The organism is Nonomuraea sp. B208, assembly GCF_057536035.1.
In genome coordinates, this window is sequence record NZ_BAAJOU010000032.1 from 18,022 (window position 1) to 40,049 (window position 22,028).

General features: G+C 74.5%; 20 protein-coding genes. 17 read left to right on the forward strand and 3 right to left on the reverse strand.

Annotated features, from left to right (window positions below; genetic code table 11):
- Nucleotides 1-9: 9 nt before the first annotated feature.
- On the forward strand, nucleotides 10-2,190 hold the full coding sequence (recD2, locus tag AC27IY_RS45155; RefSeq protein WP_487181748.1) for an SF1B family DNA helicase RecD2: 2,181 nt from the start codon (nucleotides 10-12) through the stop codon (nucleotides 2,188-2,190).
- 17 nt (nucleotides 2,191-2,207) lie between these two features.
- Nucleotides 2,208-2,741, forward strand: coding sequence for an RNA 2'-phosphotransferase (locus AC27IY_RS45160; RefSeq protein ID WP_487181765.1), 534 nt, complete (start codon nucleotides 2,208-2,210; stop codon nucleotides 2,739-2,741).
- Here the strand turns inward: AC27IY_RS45160 and ybiA are convergent.
- Both ybiA and AC27IY_RS45170 read right to left on the reverse strand, forming a co-directional pair.
- Entirely contained in the window at nucleotides 2,726-3,298 is a 573-nt protein-coding gene (gene ybiA / locus AC27IY_RS45165) for a riboflavin biosynthesis intermediates N-glycosidase (RefSeq protein ID WP_344205910.1), read from the reverse strand. The two genes, AC27IY_RS45160 and ybiA, sit on opposite strands and share 16 nt — an antisense overlap.
- A gap of 20 nt (nucleotides 3,299-3,318) precedes the next feature.
- A complete protein-coding gene (locus AC27IY_RS45170) occupies nucleotides 3,319-4,299 on the reverse strand; it encodes a helix-turn-helix transcriptional regulator (RefSeq protein ID WP_487181749.1) in 981 nt (326 codons plus the stop codon).
- Between the two features lie 63 nt (nucleotides 4,300-4,362).
- Here AC27IY_RS45170 and AC27IY_RS45175 point away from each other — a divergent pair, with 63 nt between their 5' ends.
- The 14 genes from AC27IY_RS45175 (at nucleotide 4,363) to AC27IY_RS45240 (ending at nucleotide 19,811) form a co-directional block, all read left to right on the forward strand.
- Entirely contained in the window at nucleotides 4,363-5,517 is a 1,155-nt protein-coding gene (locus AC27IY_RS45175; RefSeq protein ID WP_487181750.1) for an epoxide hydrolase family protein, read from the forward strand.
- Nucleotides 5,518-5,571: 54 nt separating this feature from the next.
- The gene (locus tag AC27IY_RS45180; protein ID WP_423447609.1) at nucleotides 5,572-5,814 is read left to right on the forward strand and encodes a hypervirulence associated TUDOR domain-containing protein; all 243 of its coding nucleotides are present in this window, start codon (nucleotides 5,572-5,574) and stop codon (nucleotides 5,812-5,814) included.
- Nucleotides 5,811-6,143: a DUF3140 domain-containing protein gene (locus tag AC27IY_RS45185; protein ID WP_364456474.1), complete on the forward strand. Its 333-nt coding sequence runs from the start codon at nucleotides 5,811-5,813 to the stop codon at nucleotides 6,141-6,143. The genes AC27IY_RS45180 and AC27IY_RS45185 overlap by 4 nt, the downstream gene beginning before the upstream one ends.
- Before the next feature lie 159 nt (nucleotides 6,144-6,302).
- Nucleotides 6,303-7,655: a TrkH family potassium uptake protein gene (locus AC27IY_RS45190; RefSeq protein ID WP_487181751.1), complete on the forward strand. Its 1,353-nt coding sequence runs from the start codon at nucleotides 6,303-6,305 to the stop codon at nucleotides 7,653-7,655.
- The gene (locus tag AC27IY_RS45195) at nucleotides 7,648-8,310 is read left to right on the forward strand and encodes a potassium channel family protein (protein ID WP_177240819.1); all 663 of its coding nucleotides are present in this window, start codon (nucleotides 7,648-7,650) and stop codon (nucleotides 8,308-8,310) included. Before AC27IY_RS45190 ends, AC27IY_RS45195 begins: the two co-directional genes overlap by 8 nt.
- A gap of 36 nt (nucleotides 8,311-8,346) precedes the next feature.
- Nucleotides 8,347-8,793: a CBS domain-containing protein gene (locus AC27IY_RS45200; RefSeq protein ID WP_423447614.1), complete on the forward strand. Its 447-nt coding sequence runs from the start codon at nucleotides 8,347-8,349 to the stop codon at nucleotides 8,791-8,793.
- 54 nt (nucleotides 8,794-8,847) lie between these two features.
- Entirely contained in the window at nucleotides 8,848-9,444 is a 597-nt protein-coding gene (locus AC27IY_RS45205) for a TetR/AcrR family transcriptional regulator (protein WP_487181752.1), read from the forward strand.
- Nucleotides 9,445-9,544: 100 nt separating this feature from the next.
- The gene (locus tag AC27IY_RS45210; protein ID WP_487181753.1) at nucleotides 9,545-10,966 is read left to right on the forward strand and encodes an MFS transporter; all 1,422 of its coding nucleotides are present in this window, start codon (nucleotides 9,545-9,547) and stop codon (nucleotides 10,964-10,966) included.
- Nucleotides 10,967-11,066: 100 nt separating this feature from the next.
- Nucleotides 11,067-11,417: an STAS domain-containing protein gene (locus AC27IY_RS45215; protein WP_423447619.1), complete on the forward strand. Its 351-nt coding sequence runs from the start codon at nucleotides 11,067-11,069 to the stop codon at nucleotides 11,415-11,417.
- Between the two features lie 176 nt (nucleotides 11,418-11,593).
- A complete protein-coding gene (locus AC27IY_RS45220) occupies nucleotides 11,594-13,870 on the forward strand; it encodes a SpoIIE family protein phosphatase (RefSeq protein ID WP_487181754.1) in 2,277 nt (758 codons plus the stop codon).
- Between the two features lie 22 nt (nucleotides 13,871-13,892).
- Nucleotides 13,893-14,861 carry a hydroxyacid dehydrogenase gene (locus AC27IY_RS45225; protein WP_487181766.1) on the forward strand — a complete coding sequence of 323 codons (969 nt, stop codon included), beginning with the start codon at nucleotides 13,893-13,895 and terminating at the stop codon, nucleotides 14,859-14,861.
- A gap of 42 nt (nucleotides 14,862-14,903) precedes the next feature.
- Nucleotides 14,904-15,914 (forward strand): aldo/keto reductase, encoded by a 1,011-nt coding sequence (locus AC27IY_RS45230; RefSeq protein WP_423447623.1) that lies wholly within the window; start codon nucleotides 14,904-14,906, stop codon nucleotides 15,912-15,914.
- 122 nt (nucleotides 15,915-16,036) lie between these two features.
- Nucleotides 16,037-18,700 carry a glycoside hydrolase family 3 C-terminal domain-containing protein gene (locus tag AC27IY_RS45235; protein WP_487181755.1) on the forward strand — a complete coding sequence of 888 codons (2,664 nt, stop codon included), beginning with the start codon at nucleotides 16,037-16,039 and terminating at the stop codon, nucleotides 18,698-18,700.
- 91 nt (nucleotides 18,701-18,791) lie between these two features.
- Nucleotides 18,792-19,811: a LacI family DNA-binding transcriptional regulator gene (locus AC27IY_RS45240; protein ID WP_371252341.1), complete on the forward strand. Its 1,020-nt coding sequence runs from the start codon at nucleotides 18,792-18,794 to the stop codon at nucleotides 19,809-19,811.
- Nucleotides 19,812-20,002: 191 nt separating this feature from the next.
- Here the strand turns inward: AC27IY_RS45240 and AC27IY_RS45245 are convergent, their stop codons facing one another.
- Entirely contained in the window at nucleotides 20,003-20,554 is a 552-nt protein-coding gene (locus tag AC27IY_RS45245) for a hypothetical protein (RefSeq protein WP_487181756.1), read from the reverse strand.
- A gap of 144 nt (nucleotides 20,555-20,698) precedes the next feature.
- Between AC27IY_RS45245 and AC27IY_RS45250 the strand changes: the two genes are divergently transcribed.
- Entirely contained in the window at nucleotides 20,699-21,982 is a 1,284-nt protein-coding gene (locus AC27IY_RS45250) for an ArsB/NhaD family transporter (protein WP_423447630.1), read from the forward strand.
- The last annotated feature ends 46 nt before the right edge of the window (nucleotides 21,983-22,028 follow it).

Sequence of the window (22,028 nt, forward strand, 5' to 3'; positions counted from 1 at the left end):
GGTTTGTCGGTGCGGGATGGTTGGATCGTCCGTGTGGAGGCGTCGGTCGAGCAGCTCGTCTACGTCCGCGAGGACTCTTACACCGTCGCGCGCATGAGCGCCGACGGCGAGCCCGGCTTCGTGGCGACCGGCCGGGCGCTGGCCGGGGTGCAGCCGGGCGAGACGCTGCGCCTGCACGGCGAGTGGGGCCGGCACGCCCGCCACGGGCGGCGCTTCGCGGTGTCCGGGTGCGAGCGCGTCACCCCGTCGTCGGTCCGGGCCATCCGCATCTATCTCGGCTCCGGCCTGGTCAGGGGCATCGGGCCGCGCCTCGCGCACGCCATCGTCGAGCACTTCGGCGAGGCCACGCTCAAGGTCATCGACGCCGAGCCCGATCGGCTGACCGAGGTGGTCAACATCGGCCCGCTGCGGCAGGCGCAGATCGTGGAGGCCTGGCGGGAGCAGAAGGCCATCGCCGCGCTGATGGTGACGTTGCAGGGGCTCGGGGTGAGCCCGCTGCTCGCGGCCAAGATCTACCAGGCGTTCGGGCAGGACGCCGACGAGGTGCTGGCGACCGACCCCTACCGGCTGATCGGGCGGGTGCGGGGCATCGCGTTCCGGGTGGCCGACCGCATCGCGCTGCAGTCGGGGGTGCCCGAGCGCAGCCCGCAGCGGGTCAGGGCGGCGCTGCTCGACCGGCTGGAGGCGGCGGGGAGCCGCGACGGCCACTGCTACCTCCCGGTCGCCGCCCTCGTCCGCGAGACGGCCGAGCTGATCGAGCAGGACCAGGACCTGGTGCATCCGCAGCTCGACGCGCTGGTCGCCGAGCGCCGCCTGGCGGTGGAGACCTCGCCCGCGCAGCCGGGTCAGCTCGTGGCCTACGCCAAGCACGTGCACGCCCGCGAGCAGGCGCTGGCCACGCACCTCGCCCGGCTGCTCAGGGCCCGTTCGACGCTGCCGCTGCGCGCCTTCCGCGAGGACGACTCGCTCCACGACGACCAGCGGGCGGCCGTCACCATGGCGCTGACCAGCACGGTCGCGGTGATCACCGGCGGGCCGGGGGTGGGCAAGAGCCACACGGTCCGGGCCATCGCGACCGCGGTGCGGCAGGCGGGCGGCACGGTCACGCTGGCCGCGCCGACCGGCAAGGCCGCCAAGCGGCTGTCGGAGCTGACCGGGCTGCCGGCGATGACCGTCCACCGCATGCTGGCCCAGCAGCCCGACCCCGAGCCCGGCACGCTGTTCGACGAGCGGCCCTCGCGGGCCGACCTCATCGTGGTGGACGAGGCGTCCATGCTCGACCTGCACCTGGCCACCCGGCTGGTGGCGGCCGTCCCGTCCGGCAGCCACCTGCTGCTCATCGGCGACAGCGACCAGCTCCCGAGCATCGGGCCCGGCGACGTCCTGGCCGACCTGCTGCGGGTGCCCGGCGTCCCGCGCATCCAGCTCACCCACGTCTTCCGGCAGGCGGGCGGCAGCGGCATCGTCGAGGCGGCCCACCGCATCCGCGCCGGGCGCATGCCGGTCACGCCGGGCCGGGGCGGCTTCTGGTTCGAGGAGCTCGACGACCCCGCGCAGGTGGCCCAGCGGGTCGCCCATCTCGCCATGGTCGCGATCCCGCGCAAGCAGGGCGTCGAGCCCAGCCAGGTCCAGGTGCTGTGCCCGATGCGCAAGGGCGAGACCGGCGCCACCGCGCTCGGGCGGCTCATCCAGGACCGGCTCAACCCGGCCGCCGACGACAAGCCCGAGCACTGGTCGGGGGCCACGGTGTTCCGGGTCGGCGACCGCGTCATGCCGATCCGCAACAACTACGACAAGGGCGTCTTCAACGGCGAGACGGGCACGGTGACGGCCGTGACCCCGGCCGAGCGCACGATCACCATCCGCACCGACGACGGCGAGAGCGTCGCCTACGGCTTCGACGAGCTCGACGACCTCACCCACGCCTACGCGATCAGCGTGCACCGCTCCCAGGGCAGCGAATACCCGTTCGTGGTGGCGCCGATCGTCGCCGAGTCCGGCGGCATCATGCTGCGCCGCAAGCTCCTCTACACCCTGGTCACCAGGGCCAGGGCGTGGGTGGTGCTGGTGGGGCAGCGCGAGGCGCTGGAGCTGGCCGTCCACCGGATCGGCGCCCGCCGCAACACCGGCCTGGCCCGCCGCCTGGCCCTGACCCTGGAGACCCCGCCGACGGAGACAGCGGAGACCTGAGAGTGGACGAAGACGTGATGCGGCGCCGCCTGGTCCGCGTATCGAAATTCCTGGCCCGCCACCTGCGCCACGACCCCGGGCGCATCGGCCTCACCCTCGACCCGGCCGGCTGGGTGCCGGTCGAGGAGCTGCTGTCGGCCGCCGCCGCGCACGGCTTCCCGATCACGCCCGCCGAGCTGGCGCGGGTGGTGGAGACTAATGACAAGCGCCGCTACGTCATCGAGGACGGCCGCATCCGCGCCAGCCAGGGGCACTCGGTGCCGGTCGACCTGGGCCTGCCGCCCGCCGAGCCACCCGAGGTGCTCTACCACGGCACGGTGGGCCGCTTCCTGTCCGCGATCCGGCGCGAGGGGCTGCGCCCGATGGGCCGCCACCATGTGCACCTGTCGCCCGACCGCGACACCGCCGTCCGCGTCGGCGCCCGCCGGGGCGCGCCCGTCGTGCTGGTCGTGCGAGCGGGCGCGATGCACGCCGACGGCCACGTCTTCCACCTCAGCGCCAACGGCGTCTGGCTGACCGGCCACGTCCCCCCGGCCTACCTCGCCTTCTGAAGCGTGGCGCGGGCGGCCATGAGGGCGAAGCCGAGCAGGTTGAGTCCCTGCCAGGTGGCCGGGGAGGCGGCGCGTTCGTCGGCGGCGGCCAGGCCGATGCCCCACACGCGGTCGCGGGGGCTGGCCTCGACCAGCACCCGCCCGGAGGTGCCGAGCAGATAGGCGGCCAGGTCGGCGTGCTGGCCGAACTTGGCGGCGTTGCCCCGCGCCACGATGGCGAAACGCTCCCCGGCCCAGGTGGCCTCGTCGAAGCCGCGCACACCTCGGCCGAGGTCCTTGGCCTCGGCCGGGTGCCCGGCCGCGAGGATCCGCTCGGCGGTCTCGCCGTCGCCGAACAGCCACGCCTTGTGGGCCATCATGTAGTGCTCGGCCGAGGCGTAGACGTGGCCGTCCTCGGTGAACGTGACCGGCCACCACTGGCTGAGGCAGCCCGGCCCGACGCCGCCGCCGCGCGGCGGCCGGTGGCCCCAGAAGTAGAGGTACTTCAGCCGGAGACCGGCGCGTTCGGCGGCGACGGCCTCCTCGACGGTCATGGGCAGGGCGGGTTCGTCGGACATGAGAGTGACTGTCCCACAGATCACGGTTGTTCAGCCGAGTGATCGGCGGCACGGTGCAGCCGGGCGGCGAGGGTGCGCAGGGTGGCCGCCAGTTCGGGCGGGCCGAGCACCTCGAAGTCGAAGCCCTTGGCGGCGACGTACGCGGCCAGCTCGTCGAGGGAGTCGGCGCCCGCCGTGAACAGGCAGCGCTCGCCGTCCACCGGCTCCAGCCGGCCCGCGCCCGGCGAGGTGCGCGGGGCGACGGCGGCGAGCGGGGCGTGGAAGAGGATCCGGGCCTGGTGCCGGTAGGGGGCGGTGGTGATGCCGCGCGAGACGTACGCCGCCGCGTCGTCCCCCGGCGGCGTGCGCGGCGTGAACCGGGCGCCGGGCAGGCCCAGCAGCTCCTCGACGCGGTCCATCCTGAACGTCCGCCAGTCGCGCCGCCCGACGTCCCACGCCAGCAGGTACCAGCGGCGCGGCGTGTGGACCAGCCGGTGCGGCTCCACCTCCCGCTCGCTCGCCCCGTCGCGGCCCCGGTAGCGCAGCCGCAGCCGCCGGTGGTCGCGGCAGGCGGCGGCGACGGCGGTGAGCAGGTCGGCGCCGACGCCGGCGCCGGGGACGGCGGCCCCGGCCAGCGGGACGGTCGCGGCCTCGAACGCCGACACCCGGTGCCGCAGCCGCGACGGCAGCACCTGCCGCAGCTTGGCCAGCGCGCGCAGCGCGGCCTCCTCCAGCCCGGCGACGCTGCCGGTGGCGGCGGTGCGCAGGCTGAGCGCGACGGCCACCGCCTCCTCGTCGTCGAGCAGCAGCGGCGGCAGCGCCGCGCCCACGCCCAGCCGGTAGCCGCCGGCCACGCCGGGAGCGGCGTCCACCGGGTAGCCGAGCTCGCGCAGCCGCCCGACGTCGCGCCGCACCGTGCGCAGGCCCACGCCGAGCCGGTCGGCCAGCTCGCTGCCGGTCCAGTCGGCCCGGGACTGGAGGAGGGACAGCAGGCGGAGCAGCCGCGCCGAGGTTTCCAGCATGGCCGACATTCTGCCGCGCATCGGTGCCCGAACCTGTCACCGATTCCTTCTAGCGTGCTGCGCATGGAGACCTCGCGCATCGCGCCGTACCGCATCGACATCCCCCAGACCGCCCTCGACGACCTGCGCGACCGCCTGCGCCGCACCCGCTGGGCCCCGGAGCTGCCCGGCACCGGATGGGAGCGCGGCGTGCCGACCGGCTACCTGCGGGAGCTGGCCGCGTACTGGGCCGGCGACTTCGACTGGCGCGCCCAGGAGGCGGCGCTCAACGCCTTCCCGCAGTTCACCACCACGATCGACGGCGCGAACGTGCACTTCCTGCACGTACGCTCGGCCGTGCCCGAGGCGACGCCGCTGCTGCTCCTGCACGGCTGGCCGGGATCGGTGGTGGAGTTCCTCGACGTCATCGGGCCGCTCACCGATCCGGCCGCGTACGGCGGCGCCGCGTCCGACGCCTTCCACCTGGTGATCCCGTCGCTGCCCGGCTACGGCTTCTCCGGCCCGCTGCCGGACACCGGCTGGACCGACGGCCGCACCGCCGCCGCGCTGGCCACGCTCATGGACCGGCTCGGCTACGACCGCTACGGCGTGCAGGGCGGCGACGTCAGCGCCTTCATCGCGCCGCTCATCGGCCGGGCCGCGCCGGAGCACGTCATCGGCGTGCACGTCAACGCGCTGCTCACGTTCCCGAACGGCGACCCGGCGATCATGGGCGCGCTCACCGGCGCCGAGCGGGCCCGGCTGGCCGGGATGGAGGAGTGGCAGCAGAAGCTGGGCGCGTACATGAACCTTCAGGGCACCCGCCCGCAGACGATCGCGGCCGCGCTGCACGACTCCCCCGCCGGTCAGCTCGCCTGGATCGCGGAGAAGTTCAAGGACTGGACGGACCCGGCGGCGAAGCTGCCCGAGGACGCCGTGGACCGCGACCGCATCCTCACCGACGTGAGCATCTACTGGTTCACCGAGACGGCGGGCCCGGCCGCCCACACCTACTACGAGCGCTTCAACGACGCGGCCGCGTGGGCGCCGAAGCCGCGCGGGACGGTGCCGACGGGCGTGGCCGTCTTCCCGACCGACTTCTCGGTCCGGCCGCTGGCCGAGCCGGTGCACAACGTCGTGCGCTGGTCGGAGTTCGACCGCGGCGGCCACTTCGCCGCGCTGGAGGCGCCGGACCTGCTCGTGGCCGAGCTGCGCGCCCTCTTCGCCGGGCTGCGCTAGCGAGGCGGCCCTGACCTGCGGTTATCCCCCCGGGGTGCGGGTAGCCGCAGGTGCATGCCGAAGAAGAAGGACCAGCCGAAGAAGGACGCGCTCGCCAAGGGCGACCAGGTGAGCTGGCGCAGCCACGGCGGCACCGCCGAGGGCGAGGTGGAGAAGAAGATCACCAAGCGGACGAAGGCCGCCGGCCGCACCGTCGCCGCCTCTCCCGAGGAGCCCCAGTACGTGGTGCGCAGCGACAAGAGCGGCGGCGAGGCCGTGCACAAGGCGTCGGCGCTCAAGAAGCGGAAGAGGAAGTGAGCGACGACCGCCGCGAGATCGCCGCCGAGTTCGACCGGGCCGTGAACATGACGGTCAAGGAGCTGGAGCACTGGCTGACCACCGAGGAGTCGAGGTCGGTCGGGCAGAAGGAGGACGGCGCGGGCGAGTCGACCGGCCACGAGTCCGGGCGCCGCATCGTCGCGCTGCTGCGCCGCCGCAGGTCGGAGTGGGGCGACGACGACTACGCCCACATGAGGAAGGTCATCGGGTACGTGCACCGGCACCTCGCCCAGCGCCCTTCCGGCGACGTCAGGGAGACGCGGTGGCGGTACTCGCTGATGAACTGGGGGCACGACCCGCTCAAGTGATCGGGGTCTCCCGGGCGTTCGCGCCCGTCCGGGACCGCTGCCGCGCACGCGGGGGGTATGGTGGGGCGCGGTGAGCCGGGAAGTCTGGTCGGCTTTGGATCGGCGACCGAAGTGTCCCGGAGGGTGTTGCGCGATGCGCTGGAGTGATGGCGGCGATCGATGATGCGCGCGACCTCGACGCTCTTAGCGAGATTCCAGCATCCGGCCCAGGTCGTGGCCGCGGGGTTCGCCGTGGCGATCGGGCTGGGGGCGCTGCTGCTGTCGCTGCCCGCCGCCACCGCCGGGGACGTGTCGGCGGGATGGTTGAACGCGCTGTTCACGGCCGCCTCCGCGGTCTGTGTGACCGGGCTGGTGCTGGTCGACACCGAGGCGCACTGGTCGGTCTTCGGCGAGGTGGTCATCGCCGGGCTGGCCCAGGTGGGCGGCCTCGGCATCATGACGATGGCCACGGTCTTCACCCTGCTCGTGTCGGGCCGCCTGGGGCTGCGCGCCCGGATCGCCGCCCAGACGGAGACCAAGACGCTCAGCATGAGCGACGTGCGCCGGCTCGTGCTGAAGGTGGTGGCCTTCAGCCTCGTCTGCGAGGCGGTGGCCGCCGCCGTGCTCACCGGCCGGTTCGTGCTCGGCTACGGCGAGTCGTTCGGCCGCGCGCTCTACCTGGGCGTCTTCCACGCGGTCACGGCGTTCAACAGCGCCGGGTTCGCGCTGTGGCCGGACAGCCTCATGCGCTTCGTCACCGACCCGTGGATCTGCCTGACGATCGCGATCGCGGCCATCGTCGGCGGGCTGGGGTTCCCGGTGGTGTTCGAGCTGGCCCGCCTCTGGCGGCAGCCGAGCAAGTGGACGGTGCTGACCAGGATCACCGTCGGCACCAGCGTGATCCTGCTGGTGTCCGGCACCCTCGTCTTCCTGGCCACCGAGTGGCGCAACCCGGCCACGCTCGGCGGGCTCGACGACGGGCACAAGCTGATGGCCGCCTTCTTCACCGCCGTCATGCCGCGTTCGGCCGGGTTCAACGTGCTGGACATCGGGCAGATGTACCCGTCGAGCTGGCTGGCGACCGACCTGCTGATGTTCATCGGCGGCGGCAGCGCCGGCACCGCGGGCGGCATCAAGGTCACCACGTTCGGCATGCTGGCCTTCATCGTCTGGACCGAGATGCGGGGCGAGAGCCGGGTCAACATCGGCCGGCGGCGGCTGCCGGAGACCACGCAGCGCCAGGTCGTCACGATCACGGTGCTGGGGGTGGCGCTGGTGGCGGTCTCGACGTACGTGCTGCTCGCGCTCACCCCCTACAAGCTCGACCAGGTACTGTTCGAGGTCATCTCGGCCTTCGGCACGACCGGGCTGTCCACCGGCATCACCGCGAGCCTCGGCACCCCCGGCCACGTGCTGCTCGCCGTGCTGATGTTCATCGGCCGGATCGGGCCGCTCACCCTGGGGTCCGCGCTGGCACTCAACCGGCGCACCCGCCGTTACGAGCTACCGGAGGAGCGAGTCATCGTTGGCTGACTACAAGAGCAACCCCGTCGTGGTCATCGGGCTGGGCCGGTTCGGCACCGCGCTGGCGCTGGGGCTGACCCGGCGCGGCACCGAGGTCCTGGCCATCGACCACCGGCCCAAGATCACCCAGGCGCTGGCCGGGCAGCTCACCCAGATCGCCACCGCCGACGCCACCGACATGGAGGCGCTGCGCCAGCTCGGCGTCCCCGACTTCTACCGGGCGGTGGTGGCGGTCGGCAGCGACATAGAGGCCAGCATCCTCACCACGTCGCTGCTGGTCGAGCTGGAGATCAACGACATCTGGGCCAAGGCCGTCAGCTCCCAGCACGGCCGCATCCTCGACCGGATCGGCGCCCACCATGTCGTCTTCCCCGAGCACGACATGGGCGAGCGGGTCGCTCACCTGGTCAGCGGCCGGATGCTGGACTTCATGCAGGTCGACGGTGACTTCGCGCTCGCCAAGATCAAACCGCCGAAGGAGTACGTGGGCGTGCCGCTCGGCGAGTCCAACCTGCGGCGCAAGCGCGGCGTCACGATCGTCGCGGTCAAGCCGCCGGGCGAGGCGTTCACGTACGCGACCGCCGAGACCGAGCTGTCCTACGGCGACGTCATCCTCGTGTCGGGGCGTACGGAGGAGGTCGAGCGCTTCGCCGAGCTGCCCTGACGGGCGCGCCCGCTAGGCTTTGGGGGGAGGACACCGATGCGCGCACACGAGCTCGCCGTCGACTTTCCGACGGTCACCCCGGACACCCCGGCGCTGGAGGCGGCCAGGCTGCTGGCCGACGGCGACCTGCCGGGCCTCATCCTCGCCGACGCCGACGGCCGGCCGATCAGCATCCTGCCCGGCACCGAGGTGCTGCGCCTGGCGGTGCCGCCCTACTGCCGGGACGACCCGGCGCTGGCGCGGGTGGTGGACGAGGCCCACGCCGACCTGTTCCTGCGCCGGCTGGGCGAGCGTACGGTCCGCGAGTGCCTGCCCGAGCAGCCCCGCGAGCTGCCGGTCGCCGACCGGAAGGCGACGGTGCTCGAGCTGGCCGCGCTGATGGCCCGTACGCACAGCCCGCTCGTGGCGGTCGTGGACGCCGATGGGCGGCTGGTGGGCGCGGTCACCCTGCGGGACCTGCTCGACCACGCCCTCCGGCGCTGACCCCGGCGAGCGTGTCGCCCGGCCGGCCGCGGCCGGCGTCGTAGGGTGGTGCGCATGGTGAGGACCGCGCCCCGACAGCCCGTACCCGCTCGGCGGGCCGACGCCGAGCGCAACATCGCCGCCATCCTGGAGGCCGCCACCCGCCTGCTCAGCGCCGACCCGGCGGCGAGCGTCGCCGACATCGCCAAGGCGGCCGGGGTGGGCCGGGTCACGCTCTACGGGCACTTCCCGTCCCGCGAGGCGCTGGTGGACGCGGTGCTGGAGCACGCGGTCGGCCTGGCCGACGCGGTGCTGGACGACCCCACGCTCGACGAGCGCCCGGCGCCGGAGGCGATGGCTGCGCTGCTGCGCTCGTCGTGGGAGGTCCTCGACCGGCACCGCCGCCTGTTCGTGGCCGCCGACCGGATCATGGCCACCGAACGCATCCGTGAGCACCACGAGCGTCCGCTGCGGCGGGTGGAGCGGCTGATCGAGCGAGGCCGCCGGGAGGGCGACTTCCGTACGGACCTGCCGCTGGCATGGCTGGTGACGACGTTCTTCTCGATCATTCACAGCGCCGCGCAGGAGCGGGAGTCGGGACGGCTGCCGGCGGAGGACGTCGAGCGGGTGCTGGTCACCACGATGCTGTCCCTCCTGGCCTCCCCCGCCTGACGCCCGCGCGCCCTCGGGGGCGATCTCCAGGGAACCGTACCCGGGTACGGTTGTGCGTGCTAACTTGAACACCACTGTTCGAGTTTAGGGGTTGGAACGTATGGAGATCGACGTTTCGCGCGGCGGAGTCCGCGCGCCGGGCGGGTGGGGTGTGCTGGTGCTGCTCTGCCTGGCCCAGTTCATGCTCATCGTGGACATCACGGTCGTACAGGTCGCGCTGCCGTCCATCGGCGCGGACCTGGCGCTCGGCCGCGAGGCCCTGACGTGGGTGGTGACCGCGTACACGCTGTGCTTCGGCGGGCTCATGGTCCTCGGCGGGCGGCTCGCCGACGTGCTCGGCGCCCGCCGGACGCTGCTGGCCGGGCTCGCCCTGTTCACCGTCGCCTCGCTGCTGTGCGGGCTGTCCGGGAGCGGCGCGACACTGATCGCGGGCCGGGCGCTGCAGGGCGTCGGCGCGGCGCTGCTCTCCCCCGCCGCGCTGGCCGTCATCACCACCGTCTTCCACGGCGAGCGACGCGGGCGGGCGCTCGGCGTCTGGGCGGCCGTCGGCGGCAGCGGCGCCGCCCTCGGCGTGCTCCTCGGCGGGCTGCTCACCGCCGGTCCCGGCTGGGCCTGGGTGTTCGTCGTGAACGTGCCGGCCGGCCTGCTGGTGCTGGCCGCCCTGCCCGCCGTGACGCCCGCCGTGCCAGGGCGGGCGGGGCGGGTGGACGTGCCGGGCGCGCTGCTCGTCACGGCGGCGACCGGCCTGCTCGTCTACGGGGTGGTCACCGCGGGCGAGACCGGCTGGGGCGCGGCCGCCACGCTGCTGCCGCTGGCCGCGGCCGTGCTGCTCTACGCGCTGTTCGCGGCGGTCCAGCGGACCGCGCGGGCCCCGCTCATGAGGGCCGCGACCCTGGCCAGGCGGCCGGTGATCTCCGGGATGTTCCTCATGCTGACGGCCACCGGCCTCATGCTCGGCCTGTTCTTCATCGGCTCGCTGTACCTCCAGCACGCGCGGGGCTTCGGCGCCCTGGAGACCGGCCTGCTCTTCCTGCCCGTGGCGCTGGCGATCACGATCGGCGCGCAGGCCGGCGGGCATCTCGTCCCCCGGCTCGGCGGGCGGCCGGTGGCGGTGGCGGCGTTCGCGCTGACGGCGGCCGGGGCGGCGTGGATGACCATGATCTCGCCGGAGACCAGCCCGTACGCCACGCTGCTGCCCGGGTTCACGCTGGCCGCGCTCGGGATCGGCCCCCTGTTCGTGACCGCCACCACGACCACCATGGCCAACGTGCCGCCCGGCGAGAACGGCGTGGCCTCCGGCGTCATCAACACCTTCCACGAGCTGGGCGGCTCGATCGGCGTGGCGGTGGCCTCGGCCGTCGTCGCGCCGAGCCTCGCGCCGGGTGCGGCGGGGATCGGCGGCTTCGTCTCGGGGTTGACCGTGTGCGCCGTGACGGCCGGGGCGGCGGCGCTCGTCTCGCTCCGGCTGGTGCCGCCCGGCCGGCCCTCGGGGGCGTTCGTCGGTCACGGGCACGGCCACTGACGACGGCTCCTCCGATGAGGATGTCGCGGACGCCTCCCGCCCACTATCCTTCATTGATGGTCCCGAACCGCCGGCGAGACCGGTGACAAGCTGAATGCCCATGTTGACGCTGGCCCACGAACGCCGGCCGGGGGTCACCGTGATCACGGTGTGCGGCGAGCTGGACGCCACCAACCGCGCGCAGCTCGACGACTACGTCAAGGACCTGACGGACGCCCCGCTCGTGTTCGACCTGTCCCGGGTGCCGTTCATGGACAGCTCCGGCCTGCACGTCCTGCTGATGTGCGATGTCCGCTGCCGTCGCGAGGGCGGGGCCGTGCACCTGGCCGCCGTGCAGTCGCTGCCGGCCCGCCTGTTCGAGATCACGGGCGTGCTGTCCCACGTGCCGATGCACGCCACGGTCGAGGAGGCCGTGACGGCGGCGCTCGGCCGGGCCGAACGCTCCGTCTGACCCCGTAGGGCGCCGGTGCCACGCGGATCGCGACGCGCGACCGGCGGACGGGGCGTCCGCGGCGGGTTAGTCTCTGCGTCACCGGAACCACCGGCCCCGGGCGGCTGCCGCGTCACCTCGACGCGCGCGTCCGGCGTCGGCCGGTCGTCGGCGGACTCGTGAGGAGGGCGGAACGCGTGGACGACCCGGCAGCCCCAGCGGGCGAGGCCGCCGCCGACCTCGGCAGGCTCGCCGCGACCGTCGAACGGCTGCGGCGCGAGCTGGCCGGCGCGCGCCGCGCCGCCGACGACCGCGCCCTGGTCGAGCTGGCCAAAGGCGTGCTGGTCGGGCGGCTGCGCTGCGGCCCCGCGCAGGCGGCCGAGCAGCTCACCACGCTGGCGGGCCGGAGCGGCCTGTCGCCGGTCGAGGTGGCCGCCGACGTGGTCAACGCGGCCGCGTACGACCGCGTCAGCGTGACCGCGCAGGCCCAGCCTGAGGCCGCGGTGCCGCTGCGCGCCGCCGAGAGCGCCGTCCTCGACGCCGGCGACACCCAGGCCGTGGCCCGCTCCCTGCTGGAGCACGCGCTGCCGCCGCTCGGCGCGACGGCCGTGGCCGTGTGGGCGGCCGGGCCTGACGGGTCGCTGTCGCTGGCAGGGCACGCGGGTTTCGGCCCGGAGGAGGCCGGGAGCTGGCGGCACGTGCCGCCCGGCGTCGACACCATGGCCGGGCGGTCGCTGGCCGGGCGGCGGACGATCTGGCACTCCGGCGACCTGCCGTCGATCGGCCGCCGCCGGGCCGACCCCGGGGGCCGGGTGACCATGCCGATGACCAGGGGCGGGCGGGTCGTCGGCGTGCTGGAGGTCTGCTGGCCGTACGCGCCGGCGGCGGCGGACGCGTCCCGGGCCGAGCGGCAGATCGAGGCGCTGGCCGAGCTGTGCGCCCACACGCTGACCGCGCCGCCCGGAGGGCCGGCCTCCGACCTGCCGGAGCTGGCCGGTCTGGCCGACGCGCTGCCCGATCCCGCGCTGGTGCTGCGGGCGAGCATGGACCCGCGCGGCGGCCTGGCCGACTTCGAGGTACGGCACGTCAGCCGGCGGCTGCGCGGGGCGCCGGCGCTGGAGGCGTACCCGTTCAAGGCCGGCGGGCTGCTGCTCGAGGCGTTCCCGCAGGCGGCGGCGGGCGGGCTGTTCGGGCACGTCGAGCGGGTGCACGCGACCGGCGAGCCGTTCCGGTCCGAGCGCATGCCGCTGGCGCTGAGCATGACGGGCGTGGCCGACGTGAGCCTCACCCGGCACGGCGAGAACGTGCTGCTGGTGTGGCGCGACCATGACGAGGACGCCCGTCTGGCCGGGCTGCTGGAGCACGCCCAGCGGCTCGGCCGCATCGCCGGGTTCGAGGAGAACGCCGCCACCGGCGAGATCACCTGGACCTCCCAGCTCTACGCGCTGTACGGCCTGTCGCCGGGCGAGCCGCCGGTGCCGCTGGAGCGGCTGCGCGAGCACGCCCACCCCGACGACGGGGTCGCCGTCGGCCGTTTCCTGCGCACCGTGCTGCACCATCGGCGCTTCGCCGCCGCCGCGTTCCGGCTGCGGCGCGCGGACGGCATGGCCAGGCACCTGCGGGTGGTCGCCGAGCCGGTCTTCGGTCCGGGCGGGCGGCTCATGGCGGTGCGGGGGGCGTACCAGGACATCTCCTCGCAGCACTGGACGGAGGTGGCGCTGGCCGTCACCCGGGACCAGCTCGCCCACAGCGAGCAGGAGTCCGCCGAGCGCAACCTGCTGGCGCTGCGGCTCCAGCACGCGATCATGCCGCCGTCGCACGGCACGACGCGCTCCGACGGGCTGCGCATCGCCGTGCGCTACCGGCCCGCGCAGAAGGACCACCTGGTCGGGGGCGACTGGTACGACGTGGCCACGCTGCCGTCCCGGCAGATCCTGCTGTCGGTCGGTGACGTGGCCGGGCACGGGATGGAGGCGGCCACCGGCATGGTGGTGCTGCGCAACGCGCTGCGCGGCCTGGCCGCCACGGGCGCCGGGCCCGCCCGGCTCATGTCGTGGCTCAATCTGGTCGCCTGCCACCTCGCCGACCCCATGACCGCGACGGCGGTGTGCGGCCTGTACGACCCGGCCACCCGGGTCCTGACCTGGGCCAGGGCCGGTCACCTGCCGCCGATCCTGCTGCGGGAGCCGGACGGCCGCGAGCTGCCGATGATCAAGGGGCCGCTGCTGGGGGCGTTCCCCGACGCCGCGTACGAGGAGGGGCAGGTGCAGCTGCGCGCGGACGACACGCTGCTGCTCTACACCGACGGCCTCATCGAGCGGCGCGACCGCAACCTGCGCCACGCGCAGGACCGCCTGCTCGCCATCGCCACCCGTGGCGCCGCCTCCCTGGACGACCGCCTGGACGACCTGCTCATCCACTGCGGCTCCGACACCGACGACGACACCTGCCTCATCGGCGTCCAGCTCACCTGAGACGATCAAGAGCGTGACCCCCATGCGCGCGATCCTCGTCTTCGACCCGCCCTCGCAGGTCGGCCGTTTCTTCACCCCCGAGCTGCTGGCCGAGCTGCGGCGGCACGTCGAGCTCGATCCCACGCTCGTCCTCACCCGGTACGAGGGGCCGGCGCTGGCGCGGGCCGAGATGCTGATCACCGGCTGGGGCGCTCCCCCGCTGGACGCCCGCGCCCTGGAGAACGCGCCGCGCCTGCGGTACGTGGTGCACACCGCGGGGACGGTGAAGGGGCTGGCCGGGCCGGCGGTGTTCGCCCGCGGGATCCAGGTCAGCTCGCAGGTGGCGGCCAACGCCGTGCCGGTCGCGGAGTACACCCTGGCGATGATCCTGCTGGCGAACAAGCAGGTCTGGCAGCTCTCCCGCGCCTACACCGAGAGCCGCCGCCCGCCCGGGCTGGAGGCGATCTGGTCGGCGGGCGGCAACGCGGGCCGTACGGTGGGCGTGATCGGCGCCTCGGCGGTCGGGCGGCGCGTGCTGGAGCTGCTGCGCCCCTTCGACCTGCGCGCCCTGCTGTACGACCCGACCCTCGCCGATGCCGAGGGGCTGGACGCCGAGCTGGTCGGGCTGCCCGAGCTCATGGCGCGCAGCGACGTCGTGACCATCCACGCGCCCGCGCTTCCCGAGACCCGGCACTTCGTGGGGGCCGCCGAGCTGGCCCTGATGCGGCCGGGGGCGACGCTGATCAACACCGCCCGGCCGTCGCTGGTGGACCAGGACGCGCTGGTGAGGGCGGTGGCCCGGGGCCGGATCCACGCGGTGCTCGACGTGATCGAGCCGGACGACGCGCTGTTCGACCTGCCGGGGGTGCTGCTCACGCCGCACGTGGCCGGGTCGGTGGGCACCGAGCTGCACCGGCTGGCGGCCGGCGCGGTCGCGGAGGTGGCCGCCGTGGCGGCGGGCCGGCCGCTGCGGCACGCGGTGGACCCGGCGACCCTGCACCTGCGGGCCTGACCCGGCGCTCAGTCCTTCGCGGGGCGGCACGATAACGTGGCCGTGAAACGATTCATAGCGATCACGCGGAAGGTCACCTTGGACTACGAACGCCAGCCGTACCGCAGGTGCGGCCGCAGCGGACTCCTGCTCCCCGCCGTCTCGCTGGGCCTGTGGCACAACTTCGGCGAGGGCAAGCCCGTCGAGAGCCAGCGAGCGATCCTGCACAAGGCCCTCGACCTCGGCATCACCCACTTCGACATCGCCGACCGCTACGGGCCGCCGATCGGCGCCGCCGAGGCCGCGTTCGGCCGCATCTTCCCCGCGTCCCTGCGGGACGAGGTGGTCGTCACCACCAAGGGCAGCAACCCCATGTGGGACGGCCCGTACGGCAAGGGCAACTCCCGCAAGCACCTGCTCGCCACCCTGGACCGCTCGCTCGCCCGGCTCGGCCTCGATCACGTCGACATCTTCTACCTGCACCGCGACGACGAGGACACGCCGCTGGAGGAGCAGGCCGCCACGCTCGACCACATGGTGCGCACCGGCCGCGTGCTCTACGCCGGGGTGTCCAACTTCTCGCCCGAGCGCACCGCCCAGATCGCCCGGCTGCTGCGCGGGCTCGGCACCCCGCTGCTGGTGCACCAGCCGCCGTACTCGCTGCTCAACCGGGGCATCGAGGACCGGCTGCTCGGGGTGCTGGAGGCCGAGGGCGCGGGCTGCGTGGTGTACTCGCCGCTGGCGCAGGGGCTGCTCACCGACCGCTACCTCGACGGCATCCCGGCCGACTCGCGGGCGGCCGAGGGCCGCTTCCTCACGGCCGACCGGGTGACGCCCGAGGTCCTGGCGTTCGTACGGGCCCTGGCCGGGATCGCCGCCGGGCGGGGGCAGACGGTCGCGCAGCTCGCGCTGGCGTGGGCGCTGCGCGACCCGCGCGTCACCTCGGTCCTGGTGGGGGCGTCGAGCCCCGAGCAGCTGGAGGCCAACGTGGCGGCCGTGGACAACCTCGACTTCACCGACGACGAGCTGGCCGCCATCGACCGGGCCGCCAAGGAGGCCGGGGTCGCGGCGTAGCGGCGGGCGCGGAAGGTAAAAGTCGGGCCGGGAGATCCTCCGTTCAACGGCGAACGCGGGGCCCCGGCCCCCGTCGCGGCTCTAGGTTTCGGGGTTCAGCCCACCCGCGAAGGAGCTGCCCCATGCCCGAAGCCCCCGCATCCGGTCCGTCCCTGTTCGTGACGCGCCGGGAGGTGGCCCGCCTGCTCGCCGGGGTGGGGGCCGCCGCCGCGTGCGCCGGGGCCCTCCGGGCCGGGCCCGTACGCGCGGACGTCCGGCCATCCCGGGTGGACGCTCTCCTGCGTGGCCTGACGCTCCGGGAGAAGATCGCGCTGCTGCACGGAGCCGCCGACCCCGCGGCCAAGGGGGCGGCCGGGTACGTGCCCGGCGTTCCCCGGCTCGGCATCCCCGAGCTGCGCCTGGCCGACGGCCCGGCGGGCGTGCGCGGCGCTGTCCAGGCCGGCGGGCGGGCCACGGCGCTGCCCGCGCCGGTCGCGCTCGCCGCCACGTTCGACCCTGGCCTGGCCCGCCGGTACGGCGCGGTCCTCGGCCGCGAGTGCCGGGCCTTCGGCATGGACGTGATCCTGGCGCCGATGGTGAACATCGTCCGCGTCCCGCAGGCGGGCCGGAACTTCGAGACCCTGGGCGAGGACCCGGTGCTCGCCGCCGCGCTGGCCGCCGCCGAGGTGCGCGGCATCCAGGGCGAGGGCGCGATCGCCACGGTCAAGCACTACGCGGCCAACAACTTCGAGAACGAACGCCAGAACGTCGACGTGCGCGTGGACGAGCGGACGCTGCGCGAGGTCTACCTGCCGGCGTTCGAGGCCGCGGTGGCGGCCGGAGCGGGGGCGGTCATGGCCGCGTACCCGCGCGTGAACGGCCGGTACTGCGCCGAGAACCGGCACCTGCTCACCGAGATCCTGCGGGACGAGTGGCGCTTCGCGGGCTGGGTGATGTCCGACTGGGGCGGCACGCGCAGCGGCGTCCCCTCGGTCGAGGCCGGGCTGGACATGGAGATGCCCTCGGGGGCCCACTTCTCCGGCCTGGCCTCGGCGGTGGCCTCGGGGCGGCTCGCCGGCTCCGTCGTGGACCGGTCGGTGCGCAGGATCCTGCTCCAACTCGACCGCTTCGACCTGCTGACCGAGCCACGGAACGAGGTGACGGGCGGGGTGCTGGGCGGGCTGACGAGCGGCCGGGTGGACGCGCTGACGGGCGGGGGGACGGGTGCGCTGACGGGCGGACTGCCAGACGGACTGACGGGCGCGCCGTCGGCTGGGGACTCCGCGCGGCCGGTGTTCGACGCCGCGGCCGGGGCGGTGGTGGCGCGGGAGGTCGCGTTGGCGGGGGCGGTGCTGTTGCGCAACGAGCGCGGCCTCCTGCCGCTCCGCCGCGCCGACCTGGCGGACCTGGCCGTCATCGGCCCCACCGCCGCCGTCCCGCTGGCCGGCGGGGGCGGCAGCGCCCGGGTGCTGCGCTCGGGGACGGAGAGCCCGTTCGCCGCCCTGCACCGCCGGGCGGGCGGGGCCGCGCGGGTGCGGTTCGCCACCGGCGTGGACCTGGACGGCGTCCCGGTCCCCGCGAGCGCCCTGTCGCTGACCCGCACCCGCCGGGGCGGCGACCCGGAGACCGTGACGCGGGTGGACCACACCGGCGCCGCGGCCCTGCCCGCGGGATCGTCCTGGACCTGGAAGGGCACGATCACCGCCCCCGCGACCGGCGACTACGACCTGCGCGTCCAGGGCGCCGGCGCCCCGCCGTCGTCCGGCGGCTCGATCACGCTCACCGTGGACGGGACCAGGATCGGCGCGGTCGAGGCGCTGCTCGGCGGCAACAGCAGCCTGATCGCGACCGCGGACGGCCTCACCAACGCCGGGGCGGTCGTCCGGCTGGAGGGCGGGCGGCCCACGCCGCTGCGGATCTCCGCCACCGGGGTCGCGGGGAAGCCGCTGGAGGTCCGGCTGGCCTGGGTCACGCCGGCCCGGCGGCAGGAGGCGCGGGAGGCCGCGGCGGCCCTGGCACGCGGCGCGCGGGCGGCGGTGGTGTTCGCCTTCGACGAGGGCACGGAGGGGGCCGACCGGACGAGCCTGGCGCTGCCGAAGGAGCAGGACGCGCTGATCGCGGCGGTGGCGGCGGCCAACCCGCGGACCGCCGTCGTGCTGAACACCGGGCACCCGGTGCTCATGCCGTGGCTGGCGGACGTGCCGGCGGTGCTGCAGATGTGGTACCCGGGGCAGGAGGGCGCGGACGCGACCGCCGCGCTGCTGCTCGGCGCGGCCTGCCCCGGCGGGAAGCTGCCGGTGACGTTCCCTGCGCGGGCCGCGGACGCGCCGGCCGCCGCGCCCGAGCGTTACCCCGGCGTGGCCGGCACGGCGGTCTACGACGAGGGCGTCTTCGTCGGGTACCGGCACTACGACGCGTACGGGATCGAGCCGCTGTTCCCGTTCGGGCACGGGCTGTCGTACACGCGGTTCGCGTACGCGGGGCTGTCGGTGCGGCCGTCCGGGGACGGGCTGCGCGTGACGTTCACGCTGGCGAACGTGGGGCGGCGGGAGGGCGTGGAGGTGGCGCAGGTGTACGTGACGCCGCCCGCCGACCCGCCCGTGCCGATGCCGCCGCGCGTGCTCGCGGCCTTCGCCCGGGTCCGGCTCGCCCCCGGCGAGCGTCGGCGGGTCACGGTGACGGTGCCCGGCCGGGCGTTGCGGCACTGGGGCGGCCAGGGGTGGGTGCTCGCCGCCGGGAGGCGGGCCGTGCAGGTCGGCTCGTCGTCGCGGGACCTGCGGCTGCGACGGGAGGTCACGGTACGGTGAGCGAGGGGATGAATCGTTTCAGCGTGGCCGATGATCGCATAAGCTAGGGGGCCACGCCGCTGGACGCGGTGGCGACTGACACTGAGGAACGATGTCGAGCATCAAAGAGGTCGCCCGCCTCGCCGGGGTCTCCGTCGGCACCGTGAGCAACGTGCTCAACCGTCCCGACATGGTCGCTCCCGAGACCCGCGAGCGCGTGCAGGCCGCGATCACGCGCCTCGGCTACGTCCGCAACGGCTCGGCCCGGCAATTGCGGGCCGGGCGCAGCAGGACGATCGCCGTCGTGGCGCTCGACCTGGCCAATCCGTTCTTCATCGACGTGCTCAGCGGCGTCGAGAGCGCCGCGCAGCGCGACAGGCTGACCGTGATGGTGTTCAACAGCAGCAAGGACGCCGACCGGGAGGAGCGGCTGATCGAGGAGCTGGCGGAGCAGCGGCCGCTCGGCGTGCTCATCACGCCGGTCAACGACCGGGGGCAGCGGGAGCGGCTGGAGCAGCTGGTGTCGCGGGGCATCCCGGTCGTCGTGTTCGACAACTCCTCCCGGTTCAGCCACGGGTGCGCGGTGGCGGTGGACGACGTGCTCGGCGGCCGGCTGGCCGGGCGGCACCTGCTGGAGCGCGGGCACCGGCACATCGCCTACGCCGGCGGGCCGTTCAGCGTCCGGCAGGTGGAGGACCGGCACGACGGGCTGGCCGCCGTACTGGGCGAGCGGGAGCGGCTGACCGTCATCCGGCTGCCCGACCTCAACGTCGCGACCGGCCGCACGGCGGGCCGGGAGATCGCCGAGCTGTCGCCCGGGGCGCGGCCGACCGCGGTGTTCTGCGGCAACGACCTGGTCGCGCTGGGGGTGCTGCAGGAGCTGACGCAGCGCGGGCTGCGGGTGCCGGACGACGTGGCGATCCTCGGCTACGACGACATCGACTTCGCGGCGGCGGCCGCCGTGCCGCTGTCGTCGATCCGGCAGCCGCGCGAGCAGATCGGCGACACGGCCACGCAGATGTTGCTGGAGGAGTCCGGCCGGGTGCCGGGCCATCAGCACCGGCGGGTGATCTTCCAGCCGGCGCTGGTGGAGCGGACGTCGACGGCCGCACAGGCTCCCGCGGCCCCCTGACCCGGCCTAACCGCCCGGCCCGACGCGACTTGGCCATGCGTGGCGAGGCGCGGTCTGACCGCCCGGCCCGGCCTGGGTAGGCGCGGTCTAGCCGCCCGGCCTGGGTAGGCGCGGTCTGGCCGCTCAGCCCGGCCTGGCGAGGCGCGGTCTGGCCGCCCGGTCCGGCCGTCCCGTCCGGTTCGGCGCGGGCGTCAGGAGTCGTCGTCGGCCCGGTCGAGGCGCTGGTGGAGGCCGTAGACGAAGCGGGCGCGGTAGTGGGTGCCCTCGTGGGCGAAGCCGACCGTCCAGTGGTGAGGGGCCGCGCCCTCGATGTGCGAGGCGCCGGGGAAGCCGGCCCCGACGTCGGCGACGACGCAGCTCCACGGCGTCAGCTCGGCGAACGGCAACGCCCGCCCGCCGCCCGGCCGGACGAACCGTTGGTTCCACACCTCGCCGCCCGGCCCGGACAGGACCTCGAACCGCAGTCCCGGCCAGGACGGCAGCGCCCAGCGGGCCACGTCGCAGGTCAGGCTGCCCACGCGCCGCTCGCCCTCGTACGCGGGCGGCCCGAGCGCGGCCAGGAACGCCCGCCGCCCCTTCGGGGCCCGGGCCGAGTGCGCCATGGCGGTCCACCGGGTGTGCGCCTGCCGCAGCTCGGCGCGGGTGGCGCCCATGGCCTTGAGCGCGTCCTCGACGCGGGCGGCGGCGAGGTCGCGCATGCGATGCATCAGCGCCAGCTCGAACTGGCGCACGCCGAAGGTCATGATCCGCTCCCCCGCGCCCCATGATTCCACACGGGAGCGTTCTTGATACGTTGTGCAGAGGTGTGCCGGGAAGTCTGGTCGGCGAGTCGTTCATCCGTCGTGAGCAGAGGATGTGCCAGTGCGCCTCACTGACCGGTTTCCCGCGTGACCGCGCTCTCCTGGGCGAGCGTGGCGGTCTTCCTGGCCGCGTACGCGCTGATCGCCACCGAGAAGGTCCACCGGGTCGCGGCCGCGCTCGGCGGGGCGGCGATCATGCTGCTGATCCACGCCACGGGCGCCGAGGCGGCGTTCTTCTCCGAGCGCACCGGCGTCGACTGGAACGTCATCTTCCTGCTCCTCGGCATGATGATCATCGTCGGGGTGCTGAAGGAGACCGGCGTCTTCGAGTTCCTGGCGATCTGGGCGGCCAAGCGGGCCCGCGGGCGGCCGTTCCGGCTCATGGCGCTGCTGGTGATCATCACCGCGTCGGCCTCCGCGCTGCTCGACAACGTGACCACGGTGCTGCTCATCGCGCCGGTGACGTTCCTGGTGTGCGAGCGGCTGGCACTGCCCGCCGCGCCGTTCCTCATCGCCGAGGCCATGGCCTCCAACATCGGCGGCGCGGCCACCCTGATCGGCGATCCGCCGAACATCATCATCGCCAGCCGGGGCGGGCTGACCTTCAACGACTTCCTCGTGCACATGGCGCCGATGGTGGTCGTGCTGATGGCGGTGTTCGTCGCGCTGTGCCGGCTCATGTTCGGGCGGCACTTCCGGCACGACCCCGAGCGGGCCGCGGAGATCATGGCGCTGGACGAGCGGGAGGCGCTCGGCGACCGGACGCTGCTGTGGCAGTCGCTGAGCGTGCTGGTGCTGGTCATGGCGGCGTTCGTGCTGCACCCGGTGCTGCACTACGAGCCGTCGGTCGTCGCGCTGCTCGGCGCCGGGGTGCTGGTCGCGGTGACGAAGGTGACCACCGAGCAGGCCATCGCCGAGGTCGAGTGGCCCACGCTGGTGTTCTTCGCCGGGCTGTTCGTCATGGTGGGCTCCCTGGTGGAGACCGGGGTCATCGGCGAGCTGTCGAAGGCCGCCGTGGAGGCGACCGCCGGGCGGCCGGAGCTGACCACCCTGGGGCTGCTCGGCGTGTCCGGCGTGCTGTCGGCGATCGTGGACAACATCCCGTACGTCGCCACCATGAGCCCCATCGTCGAGCGGCTCGTCGACGCGAACGGCGGCGACCAGGCGCTGTGGTGGGCGCTGGCCTTCGGCGCCGACCTGGGCGGCAACGCCACCGCCGTCGGCGCGGCGGCCAACGTGGTCGTGCTCGGCATCGCCGCCCGCAACGGCACCCCGATCAGCTTCTGGCAGTTCACGAAGTACGGCCTCGTCGTCACGGCGGTCACCATCGGCCTGGTCGCTCCTTACCTGTGGCTCCGTTACCTGCTGTGATGTTCTCCTTCCGCAGCCGGTAGTGTCGTCGGCGGTGTGCCGGGAA